Annotated in this window: 17 protein-coding genes; 2 read left to right on the top strand and 15 right to left on the bottom strand. The window is 74.0% G+C overall.

Annotation, left to right across the window (positions count from 1 at the left end; translation table 11 throughout):
* Positions 1-279: 279 nt before the first annotated feature.
* From FVA95_RS04225 to ald, 11 genes are all read right to left on the bottom strand, one after another.
* Complete coding sequence (locus FVA95_RS04225) at positions 280-1,008, bottom strand: ComF family protein (RefSeq protein WP_161992196.1); 729 nt, start codon at positions 1,006-1,008, stop codon at positions 280-282.
* 117 nt (positions 1,009-1,125) lie between these two features.
* Positions 1,126-2,850, bottom strand: coding sequence for an LpqB family beta-propeller domain-containing protein (locus tag FVA95_RS04230; RefSeq protein ID WP_149663028.1), 1,725 nt, complete (start codon positions 2,848-2,850; stop codon positions 1,126-1,128).
* Positions 2,847-4,631: an MtrAB system histidine kinase MtrB gene (gene mtrB / locus FVA95_RS04235; protein ID WP_370460828.1), complete on the bottom strand. Its 1,785-nt coding sequence runs from the start codon at positions 4,629-4,631 to the stop codon at positions 2,847-2,849. The genes FVA95_RS04230 and mtrB overlap by 4 nt, the downstream gene beginning before the upstream one ends.
* 28 nt (positions 4,632-4,659) lie before the next feature.
* Positions 4,660-5,337 carry an MtrAB system response regulator MtrA gene (mtrA, locus tag FVA95_RS04240; RefSeq protein ID WP_020622190.1) on the bottom strand — a complete coding sequence of 226 codons (678 nt, stop codon included), beginning with the start codon at positions 5,335-5,337 and terminating at the stop codon, positions 4,660-4,662.
* Between the two features lie 25 nt (positions 5,338-5,362).
* Positions 5,363-6,007, bottom strand: a complete 645-nt coding sequence (locus FVA95_RS04245; RefSeq protein ID WP_149663029.1) for a dTMP kinase — start codon at positions 6,005-6,007, stop codon at positions 5,363-5,365.
* Positions 6,008-6,025: 18 nt separating this feature from the next.
* Positions 6,026-6,559 (bottom strand): NUDIX hydrolase, encoded by a 534-nt coding sequence (locus FVA95_RS04250; RefSeq protein ID WP_240051262.1) that lies wholly within the window; start codon positions 6,557-6,559, stop codon positions 6,026-6,028.
* 87 nt (positions 6,560-6,646) lie between these two features.
* Positions 6,647-8,134, bottom strand: coding sequence for an adenosylhomocysteinase (gene ahcY, locus FVA95_RS04255; protein WP_020622194.1), 1,488 nt, complete (start codon positions 8,132-8,134; stop codon positions 6,647-6,649).
* A 264-nt stretch (positions 8,135-8,398) separates the two neighbouring features.
* Complete coding sequence (locus FVA95_RS04260; RefSeq protein WP_149663030.1) at positions 8,399-9,736, bottom strand: glutamate mutase L; 1,338 nt, start codon at positions 9,734-9,736, stop codon at positions 8,399-8,401.
* Positions 9,737-9,922: 186 nt separating this feature from the next.
* Complete coding sequence (locus FVA95_RS04265) at positions 9,923-11,467, bottom strand: amino acid permease (protein ID WP_149663031.1); 1,545 nt, start codon at positions 11,465-11,467, stop codon at positions 9,923-9,925.
* A gap of 84 nt (positions 11,468-11,551) precedes the next feature.
* Positions 11,552-13,087: an amino acid permease gene (locus FVA95_RS04270; protein ID WP_149663032.1), complete on the bottom strand. Its 1,536-nt coding sequence runs from the start codon at positions 13,085-13,087 to the stop codon at positions 11,552-11,554.
* Positions 13,088-13,181: 94 nt separating this feature from the next.
* Positions 13,182-14,282 carry an alanine dehydrogenase gene (ald, locus tag FVA95_RS04275; RefSeq protein ID WP_149663033.1) on the bottom strand — a complete coding sequence of 367 codons (1,101 nt, stop codon included), beginning with the start codon at positions 14,280-14,282 and terminating at the stop codon, positions 13,182-13,184.
* A gap of 96 nt (positions 14,283-14,378) precedes the next feature.
* Between ald and FVA95_RS04280 the strand changes: the two genes are divergently transcribed.
* Positions 14,379-14,882 carry an Lrp/AsnC family transcriptional regulator gene (locus FVA95_RS04280; RefSeq protein WP_020623597.1) on the top strand — a complete coding sequence of 168 codons (504 nt, stop codon included), beginning with the start codon at positions 14,379-14,381 and terminating at the stop codon, positions 14,880-14,882.
* Positions 14,883-14,943: 61 nt separating this feature from the next.
* Here the strand turns inward: FVA95_RS04280 and FVA95_RS04285 are convergent, their stop codons facing one another.
* Positions 14,944-15,534, bottom strand: coding sequence for a TetR/AcrR family transcriptional regulator (locus FVA95_RS04285; protein ID WP_149663034.1), 591 nt, complete (start codon positions 15,532-15,534; stop codon positions 14,944-14,946).
* A 75-nt stretch (positions 15,535-15,609) separates the two neighbouring features.
* On the opposite strand from FVA95_RS04285, the gene FVA95_RS04290 reads away from it, so the two are divergent.
* Complete coding sequence (locus tag FVA95_RS04290; RefSeq protein ID WP_149663035.1) at positions 15,610-16,839, top strand: NAD(P)/FAD-dependent oxidoreductase; 1,230 nt, start codon at positions 15,610-15,612, stop codon at positions 16,837-16,839.
* A 40-nt stretch (positions 16,840-16,879) separates the two neighbouring features.
* Here the strand turns inward: FVA95_RS04290 and manA are convergent, their stop codons facing one another.
* Genes manA through FVA95_RS04305 form a run of 3 tightly spaced genes read right to left on the bottom strand, consistent with a single transcriptional unit; the run spans position 16,880 to position 19,438 of the window.
* Positions 16,880-18,091 (bottom strand): mannose-6-phosphate isomerase, class I, encoded by a 1,212-nt coding sequence (gene manA, locus FVA95_RS04295; protein WP_149663036.1) that lies wholly within the window; start codon positions 18,089-18,091, stop codon positions 16,880-16,882.
* A gap of 28 nt (positions 18,092-18,119) precedes the next feature.
* A complete protein-coding gene (locus FVA95_RS04300; protein ID WP_060710668.1) occupies positions 18,120-19,238 on the bottom strand; it encodes an SIS domain-containing protein in 1,119 nt (372 codons plus the stop codon).
* Positions 19,235-19,438 carry a Trm112 family protein gene (locus FVA95_RS04305; protein WP_149663037.1) on the bottom strand — a complete coding sequence of 68 codons (204 nt, stop codon included), beginning with the start codon at positions 19,436-19,438 and terminating at the stop codon, positions 19,235-19,237. Before FVA95_RS04305 ends, FVA95_RS04300 begins: the two co-directional genes overlap by 4 nt.
* Between the last annotated feature and the right edge of the window lie 17 nt (positions 19,439-19,455).

The following is a 19,455-nucleotide window of genomic DNA, read 5'->3' on the forward strand; positions in this document are numbered from 1 at the left end:
CGGCCCCAGGGGGTGGGCTCGCGGTCGTTCCTCCTGATGTGGTAGCGGTCGGAGTTCGGCCGACGTTATCGGGAAATCTGCCTCCGGGACAGGTCGTTCGCCGACCCGTCGGGTGGACACCCTGGTGCCGACGGACGCGGTGTGCGACGACCCCGCGGCACCCGGGTGACCCACCGCCCCGGACTGGCGCACCCACCTCCCGATCGCGCGCCCGACGACCACAGTGGACCCCCGGCGGGATCGGCCCGCGACCGCCGCCTTATGTGATAGCCGTCACCATCAGTGGTCCGGTCGACGTCGCCTCGCCGAGGCGTCGGCGAGCACCACGGCGCCCACCGCGGGCAGCCCGCACCCGGCGAGCACGGCCCCGCAGGCGCGCAGCGTCGCCCCGGAGGTCACGACATCGTCGACCAGCAGCACCGCCTCCCCCGGGGCCGCCGGAACCGGCTCGCGGCCGCGGGCCGAGTGCAGCGCCGAGGCCAGGTTCGCCGCCCGGCCCGCGCCGTCGAGCCCCACCGAGTCCCGGGCGCGGCGGTGCAGGGCCAGGACCGCGTCGGTGCGGGCCGGTAGCCCGGCCGCGGTCAGCAGCGGCGCCAGCGCCCGGCACAGCCACACCACGTGGTCGCCGCCGCGGACCCGGGCCGCCGACGGCCGGGACGGGACGGGCACCAGGCGCACCGCGGTCGGGTCCGGCGTCCCGTCGGCCCGCGGCGCGAGCACCGCCGACACCGGGCCGACCAGCAGCCGGGCCAGGTCCGGCGCCAGGTCCCGCCGGCCGCGTTCCTTGTAGGCCAGCACCGCCCGGCGCAGCGGCCCGCGGTAGCGCCCGGCCGCCGCGACCCGGCCGGCGCGAGGTACCCGGACCGGCACCGGGCCCGGGGTGTCCTGCGCGCAGGCCGGGCACCAGCCCCCGCCACCGGGCGGCCCGGCACCGCAGCCGCCGCAGGTCCGGGGCAGCAGGAGGTCCAGCAGGGCGGTGGCCGGGGACGGGGCTCGGGTGGGGTTCACGGCACCGATACTCGCCCCGGGCACCGTCACCGCGGCTCCGCCGGAGCCCGCCGGAGGCAGGTTGTCCACATGCTCCGGAGTTGTCCACAGGCCGGCGGTCCGGTCACCGGGACGGCGTCAGCCGGGGTAGAACGGCTGGGTGGCCGCCCCGGTCCCGCCCACCTGCTGCCAGGCGTCGAACTCGCTGCCGGTGTAGCTCCACAGGCCGGTCCGGTCGGTCACGTACAGCGGGCGCCCCTCGGCGGCGGCCAGTGCCCTCAGCGGCGCGGTCAGGTTCGTCCCGGGGATCTGGTCCAGACGGAGCCCGTCGGCGCTCACCTCGGACATGGGGCGGTCGGAGTCGGAGGCGACCACGATCCGGTCCGCCGAGTGCCAGTCGACCGACACCACGTCGTCGAGGTCGCCGGGGCGCAGCCGGCGCAGCGGCCCGACGGCGACCTCGCCGGCCTCCAGCGGGACGATCGGGCCGACGAGCAGCGCACCGTCGGCGACGACGGCGATCCGGCCGCCCTCACGCGCCAGCGCGATGTCCCCGATCCGGCCCAGCGGCGCGAGCCTGCCCGCGTCCACCGCGCCCTCGACCGGTGGCCCGGTCCGCGGGACGAGGACCCGGCGCAGCCTGCCGTCCACGACCGCCCAGATCTCGTCGCCCGGCCCGTTCCAGCTCAGCGAGCGGACCTCCGCTCCGGACACCGGGGTGGCGGTCAGCTCGCCGCCCAGCGGGCCGGTGAGCAGCCGCTGGGTGCCCGTCGACTCCCGGGACACGACGGCGATCCGCCCGCTGCGCGCGGACGCGGCGGCCTCGGTGATGTCGAACGAGCCGTTCCCGGCCTGCCCGGCGACCGGCGCGCTGACGCCGGTCGCGCTGAGCTGGTGTACCCGGCCCCCGTCGACGACGTAGGGGAAGGCGGGGGCCCGGCCCGGGCCGGCGACGAGGTCGGCCTGGTCCGCGGCAGCCACCGTCGGCCTGCCGGGGACCAGTGGTCCGCCGTCGGCCAGCAGCTCCACCCGCGGGACGCCCACCCCGCCGAGGGTCTGCGCGACCTGCGCGGCGAGCAGCTCCCGGTCCTGCACGGACAGCCCCGACACCCCGGTCAGGTCGATCGACGCGGTACCCGCCGCGGGGTCGGTGGTGGCCGACCGGATCCGGGCGGTCGCCGGGAACATCGTCACCGCGGCCCCGGCCAGGCCGGTGGACGGCCCGCGCAGCAGGACGTCGACGGCGTCCATCGCGAGCTCGCCGGGACGCCCGCTGCGGATGTAGTGCCCGTCGGGGAGCAACATCCGGCGGACCGGGTCGACGAACCAGGCCTGCAGTTCCCTGTAGTACAGGCGGAAGTCCGCCAGCCGGACCATCACCCCGGGCGGCGGCCGGTCGATCCGCCAGTGCTCGCCCTCCCGGACGACCCCGACGTCGACCTCGACCCGCTGCGGCGAGGACTCGAACGCCCCGCCGGGCCCGACCGTCCCCAACCGGGTGCCCCGCACCCGCACCGTCATCCGGTCCGGGCCCGGGGTGCCGCCGTCCGGGGACACCACGGTGTCGAACCGGTCGTCCAGGACGGTCAGCGACGCCGCGTCGTCCCATCCCGACGCCGACGCCGTCAGGTAGCGGCGGGCCTGTGCATGCCGGTCGTCGGGCGAGCCGGAACGGTAGACGAACCCGCGGACCAGGCCGAGCGGCTCGTCGTCCTCGATCGGGCCGCTCAGGTCGTGCTCGGCCGCCTGTTCGCCCTGGCGCAGCACCTGCACGTCGGACTGCTGGGGCACCGTCGCGCACCCGGCGACCACGGCGGCGACGACCGCCACGACCAGGGCCGCCCACGCGGGCCGGGCGGTCACCGGTCGCCGCCCGGGTCGATGATGGCGCGCTCGGCGGGCTGCATCGGCGCGTGCTCCTCGGCCCGCAGCCGCCACAGGTCCTCCTCACGCAGCTCGCGGCCGATCCCCTGCGGCGGGGTCGGCACCGAGCTGCCGTTGCGCCGTTCCCCGGCGTCCGCGGCCGGTGGGCCGAGCGGCAGCGGCGAGGCGGTGATGTGCCCGCCGACCTCGCGCGGCAGGGTCAGCCGGAACGCCGAGCCGTTGCCCGGCTCGCCCCAGGCCTGCAGCCAGCCGCCGTGCAGCCGGGCGTCCTCGATGCTGATCGACAGCCCGAGCCCGGTGCCGCCGCTGCGCCGGGCCCGCGACTCCTCGGCCCGCCAGAACCGGTTGAACACCAGGTCGGCCTCGCCGGGGCGCAGCCCGACGCCGTGGTCGCGCACGACCACGGCGACCGCGGCGCGGTCACCGGCCACCGTCACCTCCACCGGGCGGCCCTCGCCGTGGTCGATCGCGTTCGCGACGAGGTTGCGCACGATGCGCTCCACCCGGCGCGGGTCGGCCTCGATCAGCTCGCCCGCCGGCAGGTCCAGGACGAGGTCGGTGCCGGCGTCGGCGGCGATGCCGCGCACCGCGTCGGTCGCCCGCCGCACCACCGCGGACAGGTCGACCCGTTCGGCACCCAGCTCGGCCACACCGGCGTCGAGCCGGGAGATCTCCAGCAGGTCGGCGAGCAGCTCCTCGAACCGGTCCAGCTCGGTGACCAGCAGCTCGGAGCTGCGGCGCAGCGCCGGGAGCAGCTCGTCGCGGGAGGCGTAGAGGACGTCGGCGGCCATCCGCACGGTGGTCAGCGGCGTGCGCAGCTCGTGGCTCACGTCGGAGGTGAACCGCCGCTGCAGCGCACCGAACTCCTCGAGCTGGGCGATCTGCGCGGCGAGGCTGCCCGCCATCTCGTTGTAGGACTCGGCGAGCCGGGCGACCTCGTCCTCGCCGCGGACCGCCATCCGCTCGTCGAGGTGTCCCCCCGCGAAGCGTTCGGCGACGTCGGCGGCGTGCCGGATCGGACGCACGACCTGCCGGGTGACGAGGCTGGCGATCGCGGCCAGCAGCACCAGCAGCACCAGCCCACCGACGATCAGCGTGCTCTGCACCAGCCCGAGCGTCAGCTGCTCACCGTTGAGCGGGAACAGCAGGTAGAACTGCATCTCCCGGCCCGCGGTGGCGATCTTCTGCCCGATGACGAGGTTCGGGACGCCGTCGACGGTCGTGTACTGGCGGTTCAGGCTGTCCAGCGACCCGCGGGCGGTGATGTCCTGCTGGCGCGCGGTGATCTGGCCGACGTCGCCCGCGGACACCTCCGGCCCGTTCGCCGATCCCGTGGTCAACGCGGCGCTGAACTCCCCGGCCGACCCGGCCCGCCCGGGACCGGTGGTGTCGGTCAGCCGCTCCAGGGCGCTGTCCAGGGTCTCCTGCACGCCCTCGCGGTCCGGGTCGACGCTCGCCAGCTGCCCCTCCAGGACCTGCCGGTTCGCGTCCGACTGGGAGATCGCGGCGTCGAGCTTGCTCTGCAGCAGCCGTTCGGCGATCTCGCTCTGCAGCACCAGACCGAGCACCAGCACCACCGCCGACGACAGCGCCAGCGTCGAGGTGACCACCCGTAGCTGCAGCGACCGCCGCCAGGCCGCGGCGGTGAGCGCACCCAGCTCGTGCGCCTGCACCCGCAGCGGGCCCAGCACGCGGGCGACCCGCCGGGCGCCGGGCAGCCGGGCCAGCCGGGTACGGAGTCCGCGGCGGCGCGTCACCACGGCCGGTGCACCACCCACGGCGCGCCGGTCACGGAGGCCCGGCCTTGTACCCCACCCCGCGGACGGTCAGGACCACCTCGGGGCGCTCCGGGTCGCGCTCGACCTTCGACCGGAGCCGCTGCACGTGCACGTTCACCAGACGGGTGTCCGCCGCGTGCCGGTAGCCCCACACCTGCTCGAGCAGGACCTCGCGGGTGAACACCTGGCGCGGCTTGCGGGCCAGCGCCACGAGCAGGTCGAACTCCAGCGGGGTCAGCGCGATCGGCCGGCCCTCCCGGGTGACCTGGTGCGCGGGCACGTCGATGTCGATCTCGCCGATGGACAGCTGCTCGGCGGGCTCGGCGTCGTTGCGGCGGACCCTGGCCCGGATCCGCGCGACGAGCTCCTTGGGCTTGAACGGCTTCACGACGTAGTCGTCGGCACCGGACTCCAGGCCGAGCACGACGTCGACGGTGTCGCTCTTGGCCGTCAGCATCACGATCGGGACGCCGGACTCCGCCCGGATCGCCCGGCACACGTCGATGCCGTTCATGCCGGGCAGCATCAGGTCGAGCAGCACCACGTCCGGCTGGGTGTCCCGGACGGCGGGCAGCGCCCGCGTGCCGTCGGACACGACCGCTGTCTCGAACCCCTCGCCCCGCAGCACGATGGTGAGCATCTCGGCCAGGGCCGGGTCGTCGTCGACCACCAGTACGCGCGACTTCATGGACCCCACTATCCCAGTCGTCCGGTCAGGCCCCGTGCAGCAGGGCGGGAACCAGCGCCGATGGGGTGACGGCGGGGTCGTGGAGCACCGTCCACGGACTCAGCCACGACCCGGCCGCGAGGGCCCGGTAGACGGCGTCGGTGCGGGCCTGCAGGCCGTCGTCGCTCTCGTAGGAGTCGCGGGTGCGGGCGGGGTCGGCGGCCGCCCGGGACCGGGCGCGCTCGGCCGCGACCTCGCGCGGCGGGGCGAGCAGCAGCTGGTGGTCCGGGACCGGCAGGCCGAACCGGTCCATCTCCAGCGCCCGGACCCAGCCGACGACCTCGCCCGCGGCGTCCTGCCCGAGCCGGGCAGCGCTGTAGGCCGCGTTGGAGGCGACGTAGCGGTCGACGAGCACCACGTCGTGGGCGGCGAGCGCGTCGCGCAGGCCGGGGGCTGCCGCCCGCCGGTCGAGTGCGAACAGCACGGCCATCGCGTGCACCGAGGAGGCCAGGTCGCCCATCCGCCCGTAGAGCGCGTCGCGGGCCAGCTCCGCGTGCACGTCGTCGTCGTACCGGGGGAAGGCCAGCGTGGCGACCGAGGCGCCGTGCCCGCCCAGCTCGGCGACCAGCGCCGTGGTGAACGTGTGCTTGCCCGCGCCGTCGAGCCCCTCGACGACCACCAGTCTCCCCACGACGGTCGAGCGTAGGGGTCAGGCGCCGAGGGTCGAGACCGTGGGCCAGCTCGTCGCGAAACCGGGGTGCAGCTCCAGCTCGCCCAGCCGGTCGGTGCGCACCCAGCGCAGCTCGGTGCTCTCCGCGCCCCGCACCCGGACCGGCGGCGCGTCCGGCGTCCGCACGACGACGGTGGTGTAGCTCCAGCCACCGTGGTCGTCGACGAACTCCTGCACCGGTGCCAGCCCGGCGACGTCGAGCGTGCTCTCCTCGGCCGCCTCGCGCAGCGCCGCCTGCACCGCGGACTCCCCCCGGTCCCGGGCACCGCCGGGGATCCCCCAGGTGCCGCCGTGGTGGCTCCAGGACGCCCGGTGCTGCAGCAGCACCCGGTCGACGCCCACCGGGTCGGCGTCGTCACGGTGCCGCACGAGCAGCCCGGCCGCGCCGAACAGGCCCCAGTGCCGGTGCCCCAGGGCGCAGTGGACCCAGCCGTCACCCGACCCGGCCTCGATCGTCATCTCGACGGTGACCTCCTGGTACGCCGACGGCGCGGCGGCCCGGGAAGGGGCCACCGCGCCGTCGGAACGGAGAACGCGGTACCGATGCGCGATCCGCGGGCTACTCGCTCAGTACCGATGCGCGATCCGCGGGCTACTCGCTCAGTACCGGTAGTGCTCGGGCTTGTACGGACCCTCGACGTCCACGCCGATGTACTCGGCCTGGTCCTTGCTGAGCTTGGTCAGCTCGCCACCGAGTGCCTGCACGTGGATCCGCGCGACCTTCTCGTCCAGGTGCTTCGGCAGCCGGTAGACGTCGTTGTTGTACTCCTCGTGCTTGGTGAACAGCTCGATCTGGGCGATCACCTGGTTGGAGAAGCTGTTGGACATCACGAACGACGGGTGACCGGTCGCGTTGCCCAGGTTCATCAGCCGGCCCTCGGACAGCACGATGATGGAGTGCCCGTCCGGGAAGATCCACTCGTCGACCTGGGGCTTGATGTTGATCTTCTTGATGCCCTCGACGCGGGACAGGCCCGCCATGTCGATCTCGTTGTCGAAGTGACCGACGTTGGCGACGATCGCCTGGTGCTTCATGCGCTTCATCAGGTCGACCGTGACGATGTCCTTGTTGCCCGTCGCGGTCACCACGATGTCGGCCTTCTCGATGACGTTCTCGAGGGTGTTGACCTCGTGGCCCTCGAGCAGCGCCTGCAGCGCGCAGATCGGGTCGACCTCGGCGACGATGACGCGCGCGCCCTGGCCGGCGAGCGCCTCGACCGAGCCCTTGCCGGTGTCGCCGTAGGCCGCGACGACCGCGACCTTGCCGCCGAGCAGCACGTCGGTGGCCCGGTTGAGGCCGTCGACCAGCGAGTGGCGGATGCCGTACTTGTTGTCGAACTTCGACTTGGTGACCGAGTCGTTGACGTTGATCGCCGGGAAGAGCAGCTCGCCGCGCTCGGCCAGCTGGTACAGCCGGTTGACGCCGGTGGTGGTCTCCTCGGTGACGCCGCGGATGTCGGAGTTGATCGTCGTCCAGCGCTGCGGGTCCTCGGCGAGGCTGCGGCGCAGGGTGTCGAACACGACCCGCTCCTCGTCGGAGACCGACAGGTCGTCGTCGGCGAAGCTCGGCACGACGCCGGTCTTCTCGAACTCGACGCCCTTGTGCACGAGCAGGGTGGCGTCGCCACCGTCGTCGAGGATCATGTTCGGGCCGACGACGTTGCCGTCGGCGTCACGGAACTTGAACAGCTGCTCGGTGCACCACCAGTAGTCCTCCAGCGACTCGCCCTTCCAGGCGAACACCGGGACGCCCTTGGGCTCCTCAGGGGTGCCGTGCGGGCCGACGACGGTCGCGGCGGCCGCGTAGTCCTGGGTGGAGAAGATGTTGCAGGACACCCAGCGGACGTCGGCGCCGAGCGCGACGAGGGTCTCGATGAGGACCGCGGTCTGGGTGGTCATGTGCAGGGACCCGGCGATCCGGGCGCCCGACAGCGGCTTCGACTCGCCGTACTCCCGGCGCAGGTCCATCAGGCCCGGCATCTCGTTCTCGGCGAGCCGGATGTCCTTGCGGCCGTACTCCGCCTCGGAGATGTCGGCGATCGCGAAGTCCAGGCCGCCGGCGTGCTGCAGCTTCGGGTGATCGGTCATGGGGTGGGTGCGCCTCCTCAGGCGATCGAGTCGTACTCGTCGGCACGACGGGTGCGGTCCGACGGCGAGGAGGAGCGACGTGCACGGGGCACGGCGTCCTCCCTCCTCGTCGGAGACAGGCGCCCTTTCTCGTCCGTGCCGGCCGGGCCCGAGCGTGGCGGACGGACCGGTGACGGTCACGGCCGCTGCAGCGCCTCTCGGCGCCCGGCGATGTCGCGGCCTCCATGGTCGCGAGCCGGTGCGGGGGTGTCAACTCATGCGTGATCAGCCCGTCAGGTGCTCGGCGAGCAGCCCGCTCGCCGCGACCTCGCGGCCGTGGGCGGCCAGCAGCCCGGCCGGGGCCAGCACGGACTCGCTGTCGACCCGCACCTCCGCCCGGGCCAGCAACGGGGCCAGGACGGCGTCGTGGCGCACCGTGCGGGCCGCCGCAGCCAGCCCGGCCGCGTCGCGCTGGCGGAACACGCCACCGGTGAGGACGACGAGACCGATCTCACCTGCGTCGACGGGGGTGACCGGGGCGGGCTCGGGCTGCGCGGGGTCGGCGAGGACGCCGGTGTGGCGCAGGTGCCTGCGCAGCGCGACCACCGCCGCGATCGCCGCCAGCCGGCGGTCCTCGGCCGCCGCCCCCCGGTCGGCGGGGACGGTGGCCCGCGACTCCTGCAGCGTGGCGACGGCCGGGCCGAGCAGGTCGGCCTCGACCGGGTCGACGATGCCCTCGGTCTGGGCCTCCGTCAGGACGCCGACGGCGCCGTCGCGCACCCCGAGGTCGCCCTCCACGGTCGCGGCCGCCGGACCGGACCCGGGGCCGTGGCGGTGCACGTCGGTGGTCGCCGACCCGACGTCGACGACGAGCACCCCGCTCCCGGTCAGCCGGGCCAGCACCCCGGCCCCGTCGCCGACGGCGGCGTGCGTGCCGGAGCGGACCAGCGCGCCGAACCGGCCGGTGCCCGCCCCGAGGACGTGCCGGGCGTAGAGCGCGGCGACGGCGTCCCGCGCGGGTCCGGCGACGATCCGGCCCGGCTGCGGCGTGACGTTGGGGCAGGTCGTCACGGCCCGCCCGCCGGCCAGCAGCAGGCCGAGCGCGTCGGCGCGGGCGTCCTCGCCGACCGAGAGCAGCACCGGCCAGTGCCCGCGGGTGCGGGCCAGCCTGCCCGCGTTGTGCAGCAGCACCGCCGGGTCGGCCCCGTCGGCACCGCCGAGCAGCAGCACCGCGCCGGGACGGCGGCTCGACAGCTCCAGCACCGCGTCGGGCTCCAGCGGACCGGGGTGCACCCCGACCACCCGGGCCCCCGCGGAGCGGCAGACCCGGTGCCCGGCCTCGGTCGCGGTCAACGTCTCGGCCCCGACCACGGCCAGGCGCAGAGCCCCGCCGGCCGAGGAGCAGGCCAGCACCCGCGGCGCGGCACGCCTGCGCCGGCCCGCGGCGGCCGCCGCGGCGGCGACCGCCGCGTCGACCCCGGTGAGCACGTCGGGGGTGGTGGGGTGCTCGGCGAACCCGGCCGGGGTCCCGTCGGGCAGCACCAGCACGGCCTTGGTCCAGCAGGAGCCGACGTCGAGGCAGACCGCAGGCGTGTGCGGGTCGTCCGGCGACGCGTCGGTCATGGAGGGCGAGCGTACTGCGGCCGGGCGGTCACGGGGAGTGGTCCGGGGAAGATCGGTTGCGACGCGCACCTGGCCGAGAGGTGGGTGCCCCGGCTCCACGATCGACCCCGTGATCAGCAGTACCTGAGCGCTGCCGCGGTCCGGCCGGACAGCGCTCAGGTACTGATCGACTGTGTCTCGGATCGACTACTGCTCGGACTGCTGCGGGGCCTTGCGTCCGCGGGACTCGGCGGCGATCTCGGCCAGCGACTGGCCGGTGGCCAGCCGCGAGCGCCTACGGCCGTAGACGAAGTACAGGACCGCACCCAGCGCCATCCAGCCGAAGAACCGGATCCAGGTGTCGGCCGGCAGGAACAGCGCCACGCCGAAGCAGGCCACCGCCGACACGATCGGCAGCACCGGCATGAACGGCACCCTGAACGTGCGGGGCAGGTCCGGGCGGCGCTTGCGGAGCACGATCACGCCGATCGAGACGAGCACGAACGCGGCCAGGGTGCCGATGTTGACCAGCTGGCCCAGCTCGGTGAGCTCCAGGAAGCCGCCCATCAGGGCCGCCGAGACGCCGGTTATGATCGTCAGCCGGTACGGGGTGCGGAACCGCGGGTGCACCCGGGCCAGCCACGGCGGCAGCAGCCGGTCGCGGCTCATCGCGAACGCGACGCGAGTCTGGCCGAGCATCAGCGTCATGATCACGACGGTGAGGCCGATCAGGATGCCGAAGGAGATGATGAACTCCGCCGCGGGCAGCCCGGTCGCGGCCATCGCCGCCGCGGCCGGCGCCTCCACCCCGAGCTGCTCGTAGGGCAGGATCCCGGTGTAGACCAGCGACACGATGATGTAGAGCAGGGTGGCGATGGTCAGCGAGGCGATGATGCCGATCGGCATCGTGCGCTGCGGCTCCCGCACCTCCTCCGACAGCGTCGCGACGATGTCGAAGCCCAGGTAGGCGAAGAAGACCAGCGCGGCGGCGGTGAAGACGCCGGTCAGGCCGAACGCCGTGTCGATGCCGAACAGGTCCATGATCAGCGGGGTGCCCGCCGCGGTGGAGTAGTCGGCCGGCCGGGACTCGGGGACGAACGGGATCCAGTTCTCGCCCGAGACGAAGAAGACACCGATGCCGATGATCCCGGCGACGATCACGAGCTTGAGCGTGGTGACCGTGGCGTTGACCCAGGCCGACAGCTTGATGCCGACGATCAGCACGGCCATCATCAACAGCGCGATGAACACCGCGGGCAGGTCGACGATCCCACCGCCGCCGGGTCCGGCCGAGACGGCGTCGGGCACCGGGAGCCCGATGCTCGCCATCACCGTGTCGAAGTAGCCGCCCCAGCCCTTCGACACCGTGGCCGCGCCGAGGGTGAACTCCAGGACGAGGTCCCAGCCGATCATCCAGGCGATGAACTCACCCATCGAGGCGTAGGAGAACGTGTACGCGCTGCCCGCCACCGGCACGGTGGAGGCGAACTCGGCGTAGCAGAGCGCCGCGAGCGCGCACACGATCCCGCTGATGAGGAACGAGAGCGACACCGCGGGGCCCGAGTAGAGCGCCGCCGCCTCCCCTGCCAGCACGAACACGCCGGTGCCGATCAGGACACCGATCCCCATGATCGTCAGCTGGACCGGGCCGAGGGCCTTCTTGAGCTGGAACTCCGGTTCCTCGGTGTCCCGGATCGCCTGCTCGACCGATTTCGTACGAAAGATCCCACTGTTCGGGCTTCTGGCCGTCATGGCGGGAAAGATACGGAAAGTCCGTTTGACGCGGAACGGCGGCGCCCCCGGTCCGGGTGCGCCGCCGTCGTGGAGCGGGTCGGGTCAGTCCGAGGAGGACGCCTGGGCGGGCAGGTCACCGCGCTCGCGACGACCGAGGATCGAGTTCTTCCGCGAGTAGGCGAGGTACACGACCACGCCGATGACCATCCAGATGATGAACCGCAGCCAGGTCTCGACCGACAGGTTCAGCATCAGCCAGACGCAGGCGAGCACGGCCAGGATCGGCACGAGCGGCACCAGCGGGGCGCGGAAGCCGCGCGGCAGGTCCGGCCGGGTCCGGCGCAGGACCACCACGCCGATCGAGACCAGCACGAACGCGAACAGCGTGCCGATGTTGACCATCTGCTCGAGGTCCTGGGCCGGGAAGAACGTCGCGACCAGGGCGATGACGACGCCGATCAGCCAGGTGGCACGCCCCGGGGTGCCGAAGCGGTTCGTCTTCGCCAGCGCGGTCGGCAGCAGCCCGTCGCGCGACATCGCGAAGATGACGCGGATCTGGCCGAGCATCAGCACCATGACGACCGTGGTGAGACCGAGCAGCGCACCGATGGCGATGATCGTCGCCGCCCAGTTGATGCCCAGCGAGGCGAAGGCGGTGGCCAGCGTGGCGCGGGTGCCGTCGGGCTTCGTGGCCAGGTCGGTGTAGGGCACCATGCCGGTGATCACGAGCGCGACGGCGACGTAGAGCACGGTGACGATCGCGAGCGAGCCGAGGATGCCGCGCGGCAGCGCCTTGGACGGGTTCTTCGTCTCCTCCGCGGTCGTGGCGACGGCGTCGAAGCCGATGAAGGCGAAGAACACGATTGCGGCGGCGGCGAACACCCCGTAGACACCGAAGACGCTCGACGAGGCGCCCCCGAAGAACGACAGCAGCGACTGCTGGATGCCGGTGCCGGTGTCGACGCTGCCGGGCGCGGGCTCCGGGACGAACGGGGTGTAGTTCGCCGCGTTGATGAAGAACGCACCCAGGATGATCACGAACAGCACGATCGCGACCTTGATCGTGGTGATCACCAGGCTGACCCGGCTGGACAGCTTCGTGCCGCGGTAGAGCAGGAACGCCAGGACGACGACGAGCAGCAGCGCGCCCCAGTCGAAGGAGAAGAAGCTCCCCAGCTCGAACGAGGTCGACACCTCGATGCCGAGCAGGCCGAGGGTCTGGGCCAGGTACTCCGACCAGCCCTTCGAGACGTAGGCCGAGCCGACCGCGAACTCCAGCACCAGGTCCCAGCCGATGATCCAGGCGATGAACTCGCCCAGGGTGGCGTAGGAGAAGGTGTAGGCGCTGCCGGCGACCGGCACGGTCGAGGCGAACTCCGCATAGCAGAGCGCGGCCAGACCGCAGGCGACCGCCGCCAGCACGAACGACAGCGACACCGCCGGTCCCGCGATGTTGCCGGCCGTGCTGGCGGCCAGGGTGAAGATGCCGGCGCCGATGACCACCGCGACTCCGAAGACGATCAGGTCGATCGTCCCGAGGTCCTTTTTCAGCCGGGTGTCCGGCTCGTCGGTGTCCCGGATGGATTGCTCGACCGTCTTGGTGCGGAACATGCCGCCACCACGGCTCGTGACCGTCATGGCCGGTGAAACTACGACCGCATTGCGGCCTGCGTCACGAATCCGGGTCCGGATTTAAGGTCACGATGGTGTTGCGCCGCCGAACCGCTCCCGGTCAGACGGTGCCGTGCGGCAGCCCGTGGGCCTGCGCGACTTCGTGCGACAGCAGCGTCCCGGCGTGGGTCGACAGGCCCGCGGCCAGGTGCGGGTCGGCCTCGGTCGCGGCCCGCCAGCCCTGGTCGGCCAGGCGCAGCACGTGCGGCATCGTGGCGTTGGTCAGCGCGCGGGTCGAGGTGTGCGGCACCGCGCCGGGCATGTTCGCGACGCAGTAGAAGATCGTGTCGTGCACCCGGTAGGTCGGGTCGGCGTGGGTGGTCGGCCGCGAGTCCTCGAAGCATCCGCCCTGGTCGATCGCGATGTCGACGAGCACGGCGCCGGGCCGCATCTGGGAGACGAGCTCGTTCGACACCAGGGTCGGCGCCTTGGCCCCGGGCAGCAGGACCGCGCCGATCACGAGGTCGGCGGCGGTCACCGCCTCGCGTACGGACAGCGCGGTGGAGTACTGGGTGCGCACGGCCCCGCCGTACTGCTCGTCGATCGCGCGGAGCTTGTCGACGTCGACGTCGAGCACGGTCACCTTCGCGCGCATGCCGGCGGCGATGGCGATGGCGTTCGCCCCCGCGACACCGGCCCCGAGCACGACGACCTCGGCGCCCGGGGCGCCCGGGACGCCGCCCAGGAGCATGCCGCGCCCGCCGGCCGAGCGCATGAGGTGGTAGCCGCCGGCCTGCGGGGCGAGCCGGCCCGCGACCTCGCTCATCGGGGCGAGCAGCGGCAGCCTGCCGCGGGAGTCGGTGACGGTCTCGTAGGCGATGGAGGTCGTCCCCGCCGACAGGAGCGCGTCGGTGCAGGCGCGCGACGCGGCCAGGTGCAGGTAGGTGAACAGCGTCAGGTCGGGCCGGAGGAAGCCGTACTCGGACTCGATGGGCTCCTTCACCTTGAGCAGCAGCTCGGCCGAGCCCCACACCTCGGCGGTGTCGGACACGATGTGCGCCCCGGCCTCCTTGAAGTCGGCGTCGGAGATCGCGGACCCGGCACCGGCGTCGTGCTCGACGACGACCTCGTGCCCCCGTCCGACGAGCTCGTGCACCCCGGCGGGCGTGAGCGCCACCCGGAACTCGTTGTCCTTGGTCTCCTTCGGCACTGCGACGCGCATGTCCTTCTCCTCCGCTCGGGGCCCTGTCCTGCATCAATGGTGAAGAAACATCGATAAGCTGCCAACAGAACTGAACAAGATTCTCTGAGGTGACTCATGAACGACGATCCTTCGTCGACGCCGCGGAAGAGGCCGCCGTCGTCGAACCCTGTTCGGCTCGACGGGGTCGACCGCGCCCTGCTGCGCCAGCTGGAGCGGGATGCCCGGACGCCGAACAACTCACTCGCGGCGGGGGCGGGAATCGCCCCGTCGACGTGCCTGGGCCGGGTCCGGGCACTGCGCGAGAGCGGGGTGATCCGCGGGTACCACGCCGACGTCGACCCGGCGGCGACCGGCCACCCCCTGCAGGCCATGATCTCGGTCCGTCTGCAGTCCGACGCCCGCGACCGGCTCGCCGAGTTCGTGACCCGGGTGTCCCGGCGCCCCGAGGTCCGCGACGTGTACTTCCTCGCCGGCGAGGACGACTACATGATCCGGGTCGCGACCGCCGACACCGTGGCACTGCGCGACCTGGTCGGCACGCTCAACGCCTGGGCCGAGGTCGCGGGCACCCGCACGTCACTGATCTTCGAGCACCACCGGGCGCCCGACACCTACTGAGCAGCATCACCCATCGAGCCGCCTCACCTACCGGTCCGCCTCACCTGCCGGGCCGCCTCACCTACCGAGCTGCGTCGTAGCCGTGGCGGATCAGCGCGAACGCGGCGTCGAGGTGCTCGCGGGCCCGGCCGGCCTGCTCGCGCAGCAGCGGCGGGATCCCGACGACGACGTGCGCGAGCACCCGGTCCGCCGGTGACGGTTCGCCCCGCCCGGCGTCGCGGGCCAGCTCCGCCGCGAGCGCGGCCTCGTGGCGGGCCCACATCCGGCGTGCGTGGTCGCGCAGGCTCGGCGCCGCGTCGGTGATCCTGCGGAAGCGCTCCAGCTCCTCCGAGCCCGGCCGCCGGTCCGACGGCGGCCCGTCGACGCGCCGGAGCAGCCAGGCCTGCAGCCCGTCGACGACGTCGGTCCCCGGCGCACGGTCGCGCACCGCGGCCACCAGCTCGGCCTCCTGCGCCCCGTCCTCGTCGAACAGCAGCGCCTCCTTGCTGCCGAAGTGCTTGAACAGCGTGGTGACCGAGACGTCCGCGGCCTCGGCGATCTCGGCGACGGTCACCTCGTCGAAGCCTCGGTCGAGGAACAGCCGCAGTGCGGCGTCCGCGATGCCCTGGCGGGTGGCGGCCTTCTTGCGTTCGCGGCGTCCGGGCGTGGTCACGGCGACAGGTTAGCGCAGTCACTCTGAAAGTTGAGTGACTACACTTTTGTAGTCGCTTCATCTACAGTCGGCGTCATGACCGACACCACCAGCACCGCTCCGCACGTCCTCGTCGTCGGGGCCGGCCCCGGCGGCCTGACCCTCGCCCGCGTCCTGCAGCGCCACGACATCGCCGTCACCGTCCTCGAGCGCGAGACCGACATCGCCACCCGCGACCAGGGCGGCACCCTGGACATGCAGCGCGACAGCGGACAGATCGCGCTCGACGCCGCCGGCCTGCTCGAGGAGTTCCTGCGCATCTCCCGGCCCGAGGGTCAGGACATGCGGATGCTCGCCCTCGACGGGACCGTCCTGCTCGACGAGCGCGCCGCGCCCGGCGAGACGTTCAACCCCGAGATCGACCGCGGCGACCTGCGCACCCTGCTCCTCGGGTCGCTCGGCCCCGGCACGGTGCGCTGGGGCGCCCGGCTCGACCACGTCGAGCACCGCGACGACGGACGACTCGACGCCGTACTCGACGGGGCACCCGGCGGGGCGCCCGGCGGCGACCGGATCACCGCGGACCTCGTCGTCGGGGCGGACGGGGCACGTTCCCGGGTCCGCCCGCTGCTGTCGGACGCGACGCCGTCCTACGCCGGGGTCACCTTCGTCGAGCTGCGGGTCACGCCGTCGGCGTTCCCCGGGCTCGACGACCTGGTCGGCCGCGGCTCCATGAGCGCCCGCGCCACCGGGCGGGCGCTGATCAGCCAGCGACTCGCCGACGGCTCCGCCCGCGTGTACGCCGGGTTCCACCGGGAGCGCGGGTGGGCCGCCGCACACGGGCTCGGCAGCACCGGCGGGGTGCTCGACGACCCGGCGGCCGCCCGCGCCGTGCTGCTCGACGCGTTCGGCGACGCCGCCCCCGAGCTGCGGGAGCTCATCGTCCGCTGCGACGACCGGATCATCGACCGGCCACTGGAGATGCTGCCGGTCGGGCACCGGTGGGAGCCGGCCCCGGGCGTCACCCTGATCGGCGACGCCGCCCACCTGATGTCGCCGTTCTCCGGGCAGGGCGCCAACTCCGCCATGCTCGACGCCGCCGACCTGGCCCGGGAGATCGCCGCCACCCCGGACGATCTCGACGCGGCGGTCGCCCGCTACGAGGCGACCATGTTCCCGCGGGCCGAGGCCAACGCCGCCGCGGCGGCACAGGGGCTGGAGCGCTTCTTCTCCGCGGCCGCCGCCGCGGACCCGGTGGCCGCGTTCGCCGAGGTGGCAGCGGCCGTCGCCGCGGCCACCGAGGGGGACCGGGCCCGCCGCGGATGAGCCGCCGGTGCGACAGCGCTGCCCGCGAGTGCGGGCGGTGCTACAGGGCGTCGCCCGCCAGGAAGACGGTGGCGCCGTGCTCGCCGGTGGTGAGGACGGCGCCGCTGTCGGTCGCGGAGAGGAACACCGCACGGCCGCGGGGCAGCTCGACGACGCCGCCGCCGGCCTCGACCGCGGCGTCACCGTCGACGCACAGCAGGATGCGGGCGCCGGTGCCGGGCACGTCGAGCTTGTCCCGGCCTTCGGTGACCGCACGGCGGAGCAGGAACTCCTCCACCGGCACGTCGTAGCGCTGCCAGCCGTCGGCACCCGGGTCGGGGGCCGGGGTGCGGACCGGGGGCGGCGGGGCGGTGAAGTCGAGGACCCGCAGCAGCTCCGGCACGTCGACGTGCTTGGGCGTCAGGCCGCCGCGCAGCACGTTGTCGGAGTTGGCCATCACCTCGATGCCCGCCCCGGACAGGTAGGCGTGCAGGTTCCCGGCCGGCAGGTACAGCGCCTCGCCGGGGGCCAGGGTGATCCGGTTGAGCAGCAGCGCGGCGAGCACACCCGCGTCGTCGGGATAGCGCTCGGACAGGTCGAGCGTGGTCTTCGCCTCGCCGGTCCACTCCGGGGCGGTGCCGCGCTCCAGCAGCCTGATCGCGCCGTCCTGCAGGGCCGGGACGAGCCCGTCGAGCACCGACTGGGGCAGCGTGATCCAGGTGGTGAACAGTGCGCGCAGCCCGTCCGGGCACGGCTGACCGGCGAGCAGCTCGGTGTAGGTGGCGAGCTCGGGGACGTCGAGGGCGCGCAGCAGCTCCACCGTGCGGGCCGGCTCGCGGAACCCGACCAGCGCGACGAACTCGGTCAGCGCGCAGATCAGCTCCGGCTTGTGGTGGGCGTCGCGGTAGTTGCGGTCCGGCGCGTCCACCGCGATCCCCGCGGCGTTCTCCCGCTCCCAGCCCTCGCGGGCCTGCTCCAGGCTCGGGTGGGCCTGCAGGCTCAGCGGCTCCTCGGCCGCCAGCACCTTCAGCAGGAACGGCAGCCGCCCTTCCCAGCGGTCGCGTCCCGGGCCGAGCGCGGCGACCGGGTCCGCAGCGATGAGCTCGTGCAGCGGGCGGCTGCCCCCGGCGACCGTCGACGGGGCGGCCGGGTGCGCGCCCAGCCACAGCTCCGCCTGCGGGTGCGGTGACGGGACGGGCTCGCCGAGCAGCTCGGCGATGACCGTCCGCGAACCCCAGGCGTAGGTGCGGATCGGGTTCTCCAGCAGTTCCACGGGTCTCCCGGTGTCAGGTGCGCGGGGGTCAGGTGATCAGGGTGGCGCCGGTCGCCAGGCCGAGGTACACGGCGGCGATGTCGGCACGCAGGGCGAGGACGCCGGCACGCAACAGCGCCGCGTCGCGGGTGCCGCGCGGGATCTCGTCGACCGGGTGCGCCAGGTCGGCGTTCGGCCACTCCCGGCCGAGCACCCGGCGGCTCACCGCCTGCGGGTCCTCCTCACCCGTGCCGAGCAGCACCAGGCGCGGCGGCGGCGCGTCGCCACCGGGGGCCGGGTCGTCGAACGGGTCGTGGAAGATGTCGCCCCCGCCCCGCTCGGACAGGTCGACGGCGACGCGCAGCCCGGCCAGGGTGCCGGCCTGTGCGAGCCCGTCGGCGTGCGCGACGACACCGGCGTGGGTGGCCAGCGCCAGCGCGCCGTGCCGGGCCACCGCGGCGGCGGCCGGGTCCACCCCCCACAGCAGCGGGGTCCGCTCGGCCAGCCGCAGCGCGAGCGCCTTCGCCGGGTTCACGAACGGCTCGTGCGCGGGCTGGCAGCGCTCGGCCTCGGCGTCGAGCGCGTCGGCCAGCGCCTCGAGCCGGGCCGGGACCTCCTCGCTGCGCATCCCGGGCAGCAGGTCCAGCTCGGCGACGGCGACCAGCGCGACCGTCAGCGCCTGGGCGAACCCGAGGCCCTCGGGCAGCGGGATGCGTGGCTCGACCAGCCGGGCGCGCCCGGCGCCCGCCTGGGCGACCGGCCCGGAGTCCGGCGCGGAGAGCACGACCTCGGCGCCGCGGTGCACCGCGACGGAGACCGACTCCGCCAGCTCGGGGTCGGTGGGGTCGGTGGAGTGCGCGACGACGACGTCCAGCGGCCCGATCCAGCCCGGCATCCGCTCGGCGGCCACGACCGGAACCGGACAGCGGTCGGTGAGCAGGGCCGTGACGAGGTCGGCCACCGCCCCGGAGACGCCGGGCCGGCGCAGGAGCACCAGTGCGCGGGGACGGTGCCCGCGCAGCCGGTCCAGCCCGGCCTGGCCCGCGGTGTACAGCGCGGACCGGACCTGGGCGCCCGCGGTCGCGGCGGCCCGCAGGACGCCCGTGGTGTCCCGCGCCGCCAGCTCCTCGGGATCGGCCAGCAGCGTGTCGTCGAGCACCCCGTTCACCCGTCGTCCCGTCCGTCCCGCGCCGGCCCGGTACCGGGCAGCGCCTCGTCGAGGAGCAGCACCGGGATCCCGTCGGTCACCGGGAACGCGCGACCGCACGCCGTGCAGGTCAGCCGGTCCTCACCCGGGGTCAGGACCGCGTGCGCGTCGCACGGGCAGGCCAGGATCTCCAGCAGCTGGGGGTCGAGCTGTAGGGCCACGGTTCTCCTCGTCGTCA

The sequence above is a fragment of the Pseudonocardia sp. EV170527-09 genome, assembly GCF_008369905.1.
Classification (GTDB): domain Bacteria; phylum Actinomycetota; class Actinomycetes; order Mycobacteriales; family Pseudonocardiaceae; genus Pseudonocardia.

Excerpts from the sequence above, each read along its gene's own strand:
- FVA95_RS04280 (WP_020623597.1), top strand. The coding sequence starts at position 14,379 with ATGAACGACGATCCTTCGTCGACGCCGCGGAAGAGGCCGCCGTCGTCG.
- ald (WP_149663033.1), bottom strand. The coding sequence starts at position 14,282 with ATGCGCGTCGCAGTGCCGAAGGAGACCAAGGACAACGAGTTCCGGGTG.
- FVA95_RS04265 (WP_149663031.1), bottom strand. The coding sequence starts at position 11,467 with ATGACGGCCAGAAGCCCGAACAGTGGGATCTTTCGTACGAAATCGGTC.
- FVA95_RS04270 (WP_149663032.1), bottom strand. The coding sequence starts at position 13,087 with ATGACGGTCACGAGCCGTGGTGGCGGCATGTTCCGCACCAAGACGGTC.
- mtrA (WP_020622190.1), bottom strand. The coding sequence starts at position 5,337 with ATGAAGTCGCGCGTACTGGTGGTCGACGACGACCCGGCCCTGGCCGAG.
- ahcY (WP_020622194.1), bottom strand. The coding sequence starts at position 8,134 with ATGACCGATCACCCGAAGCTGCAGCACGCCGGCGGCCTGGACTTCGCG.
- FVA95_RS04290 (WP_149663035.1), top strand. The coding sequence starts at position 15,610 with ATGACCGACACCACCAGCACCGCTCCGCACGTCCTCGTCGTCGGGGCC.
- FVA95_RS04260 (WP_149663030.1), bottom strand. The coding sequence starts at position 9,736 with ATGACCGACGCGTCGCCGGACGACCCGCACACGCCTGCGGTCTGCCTC.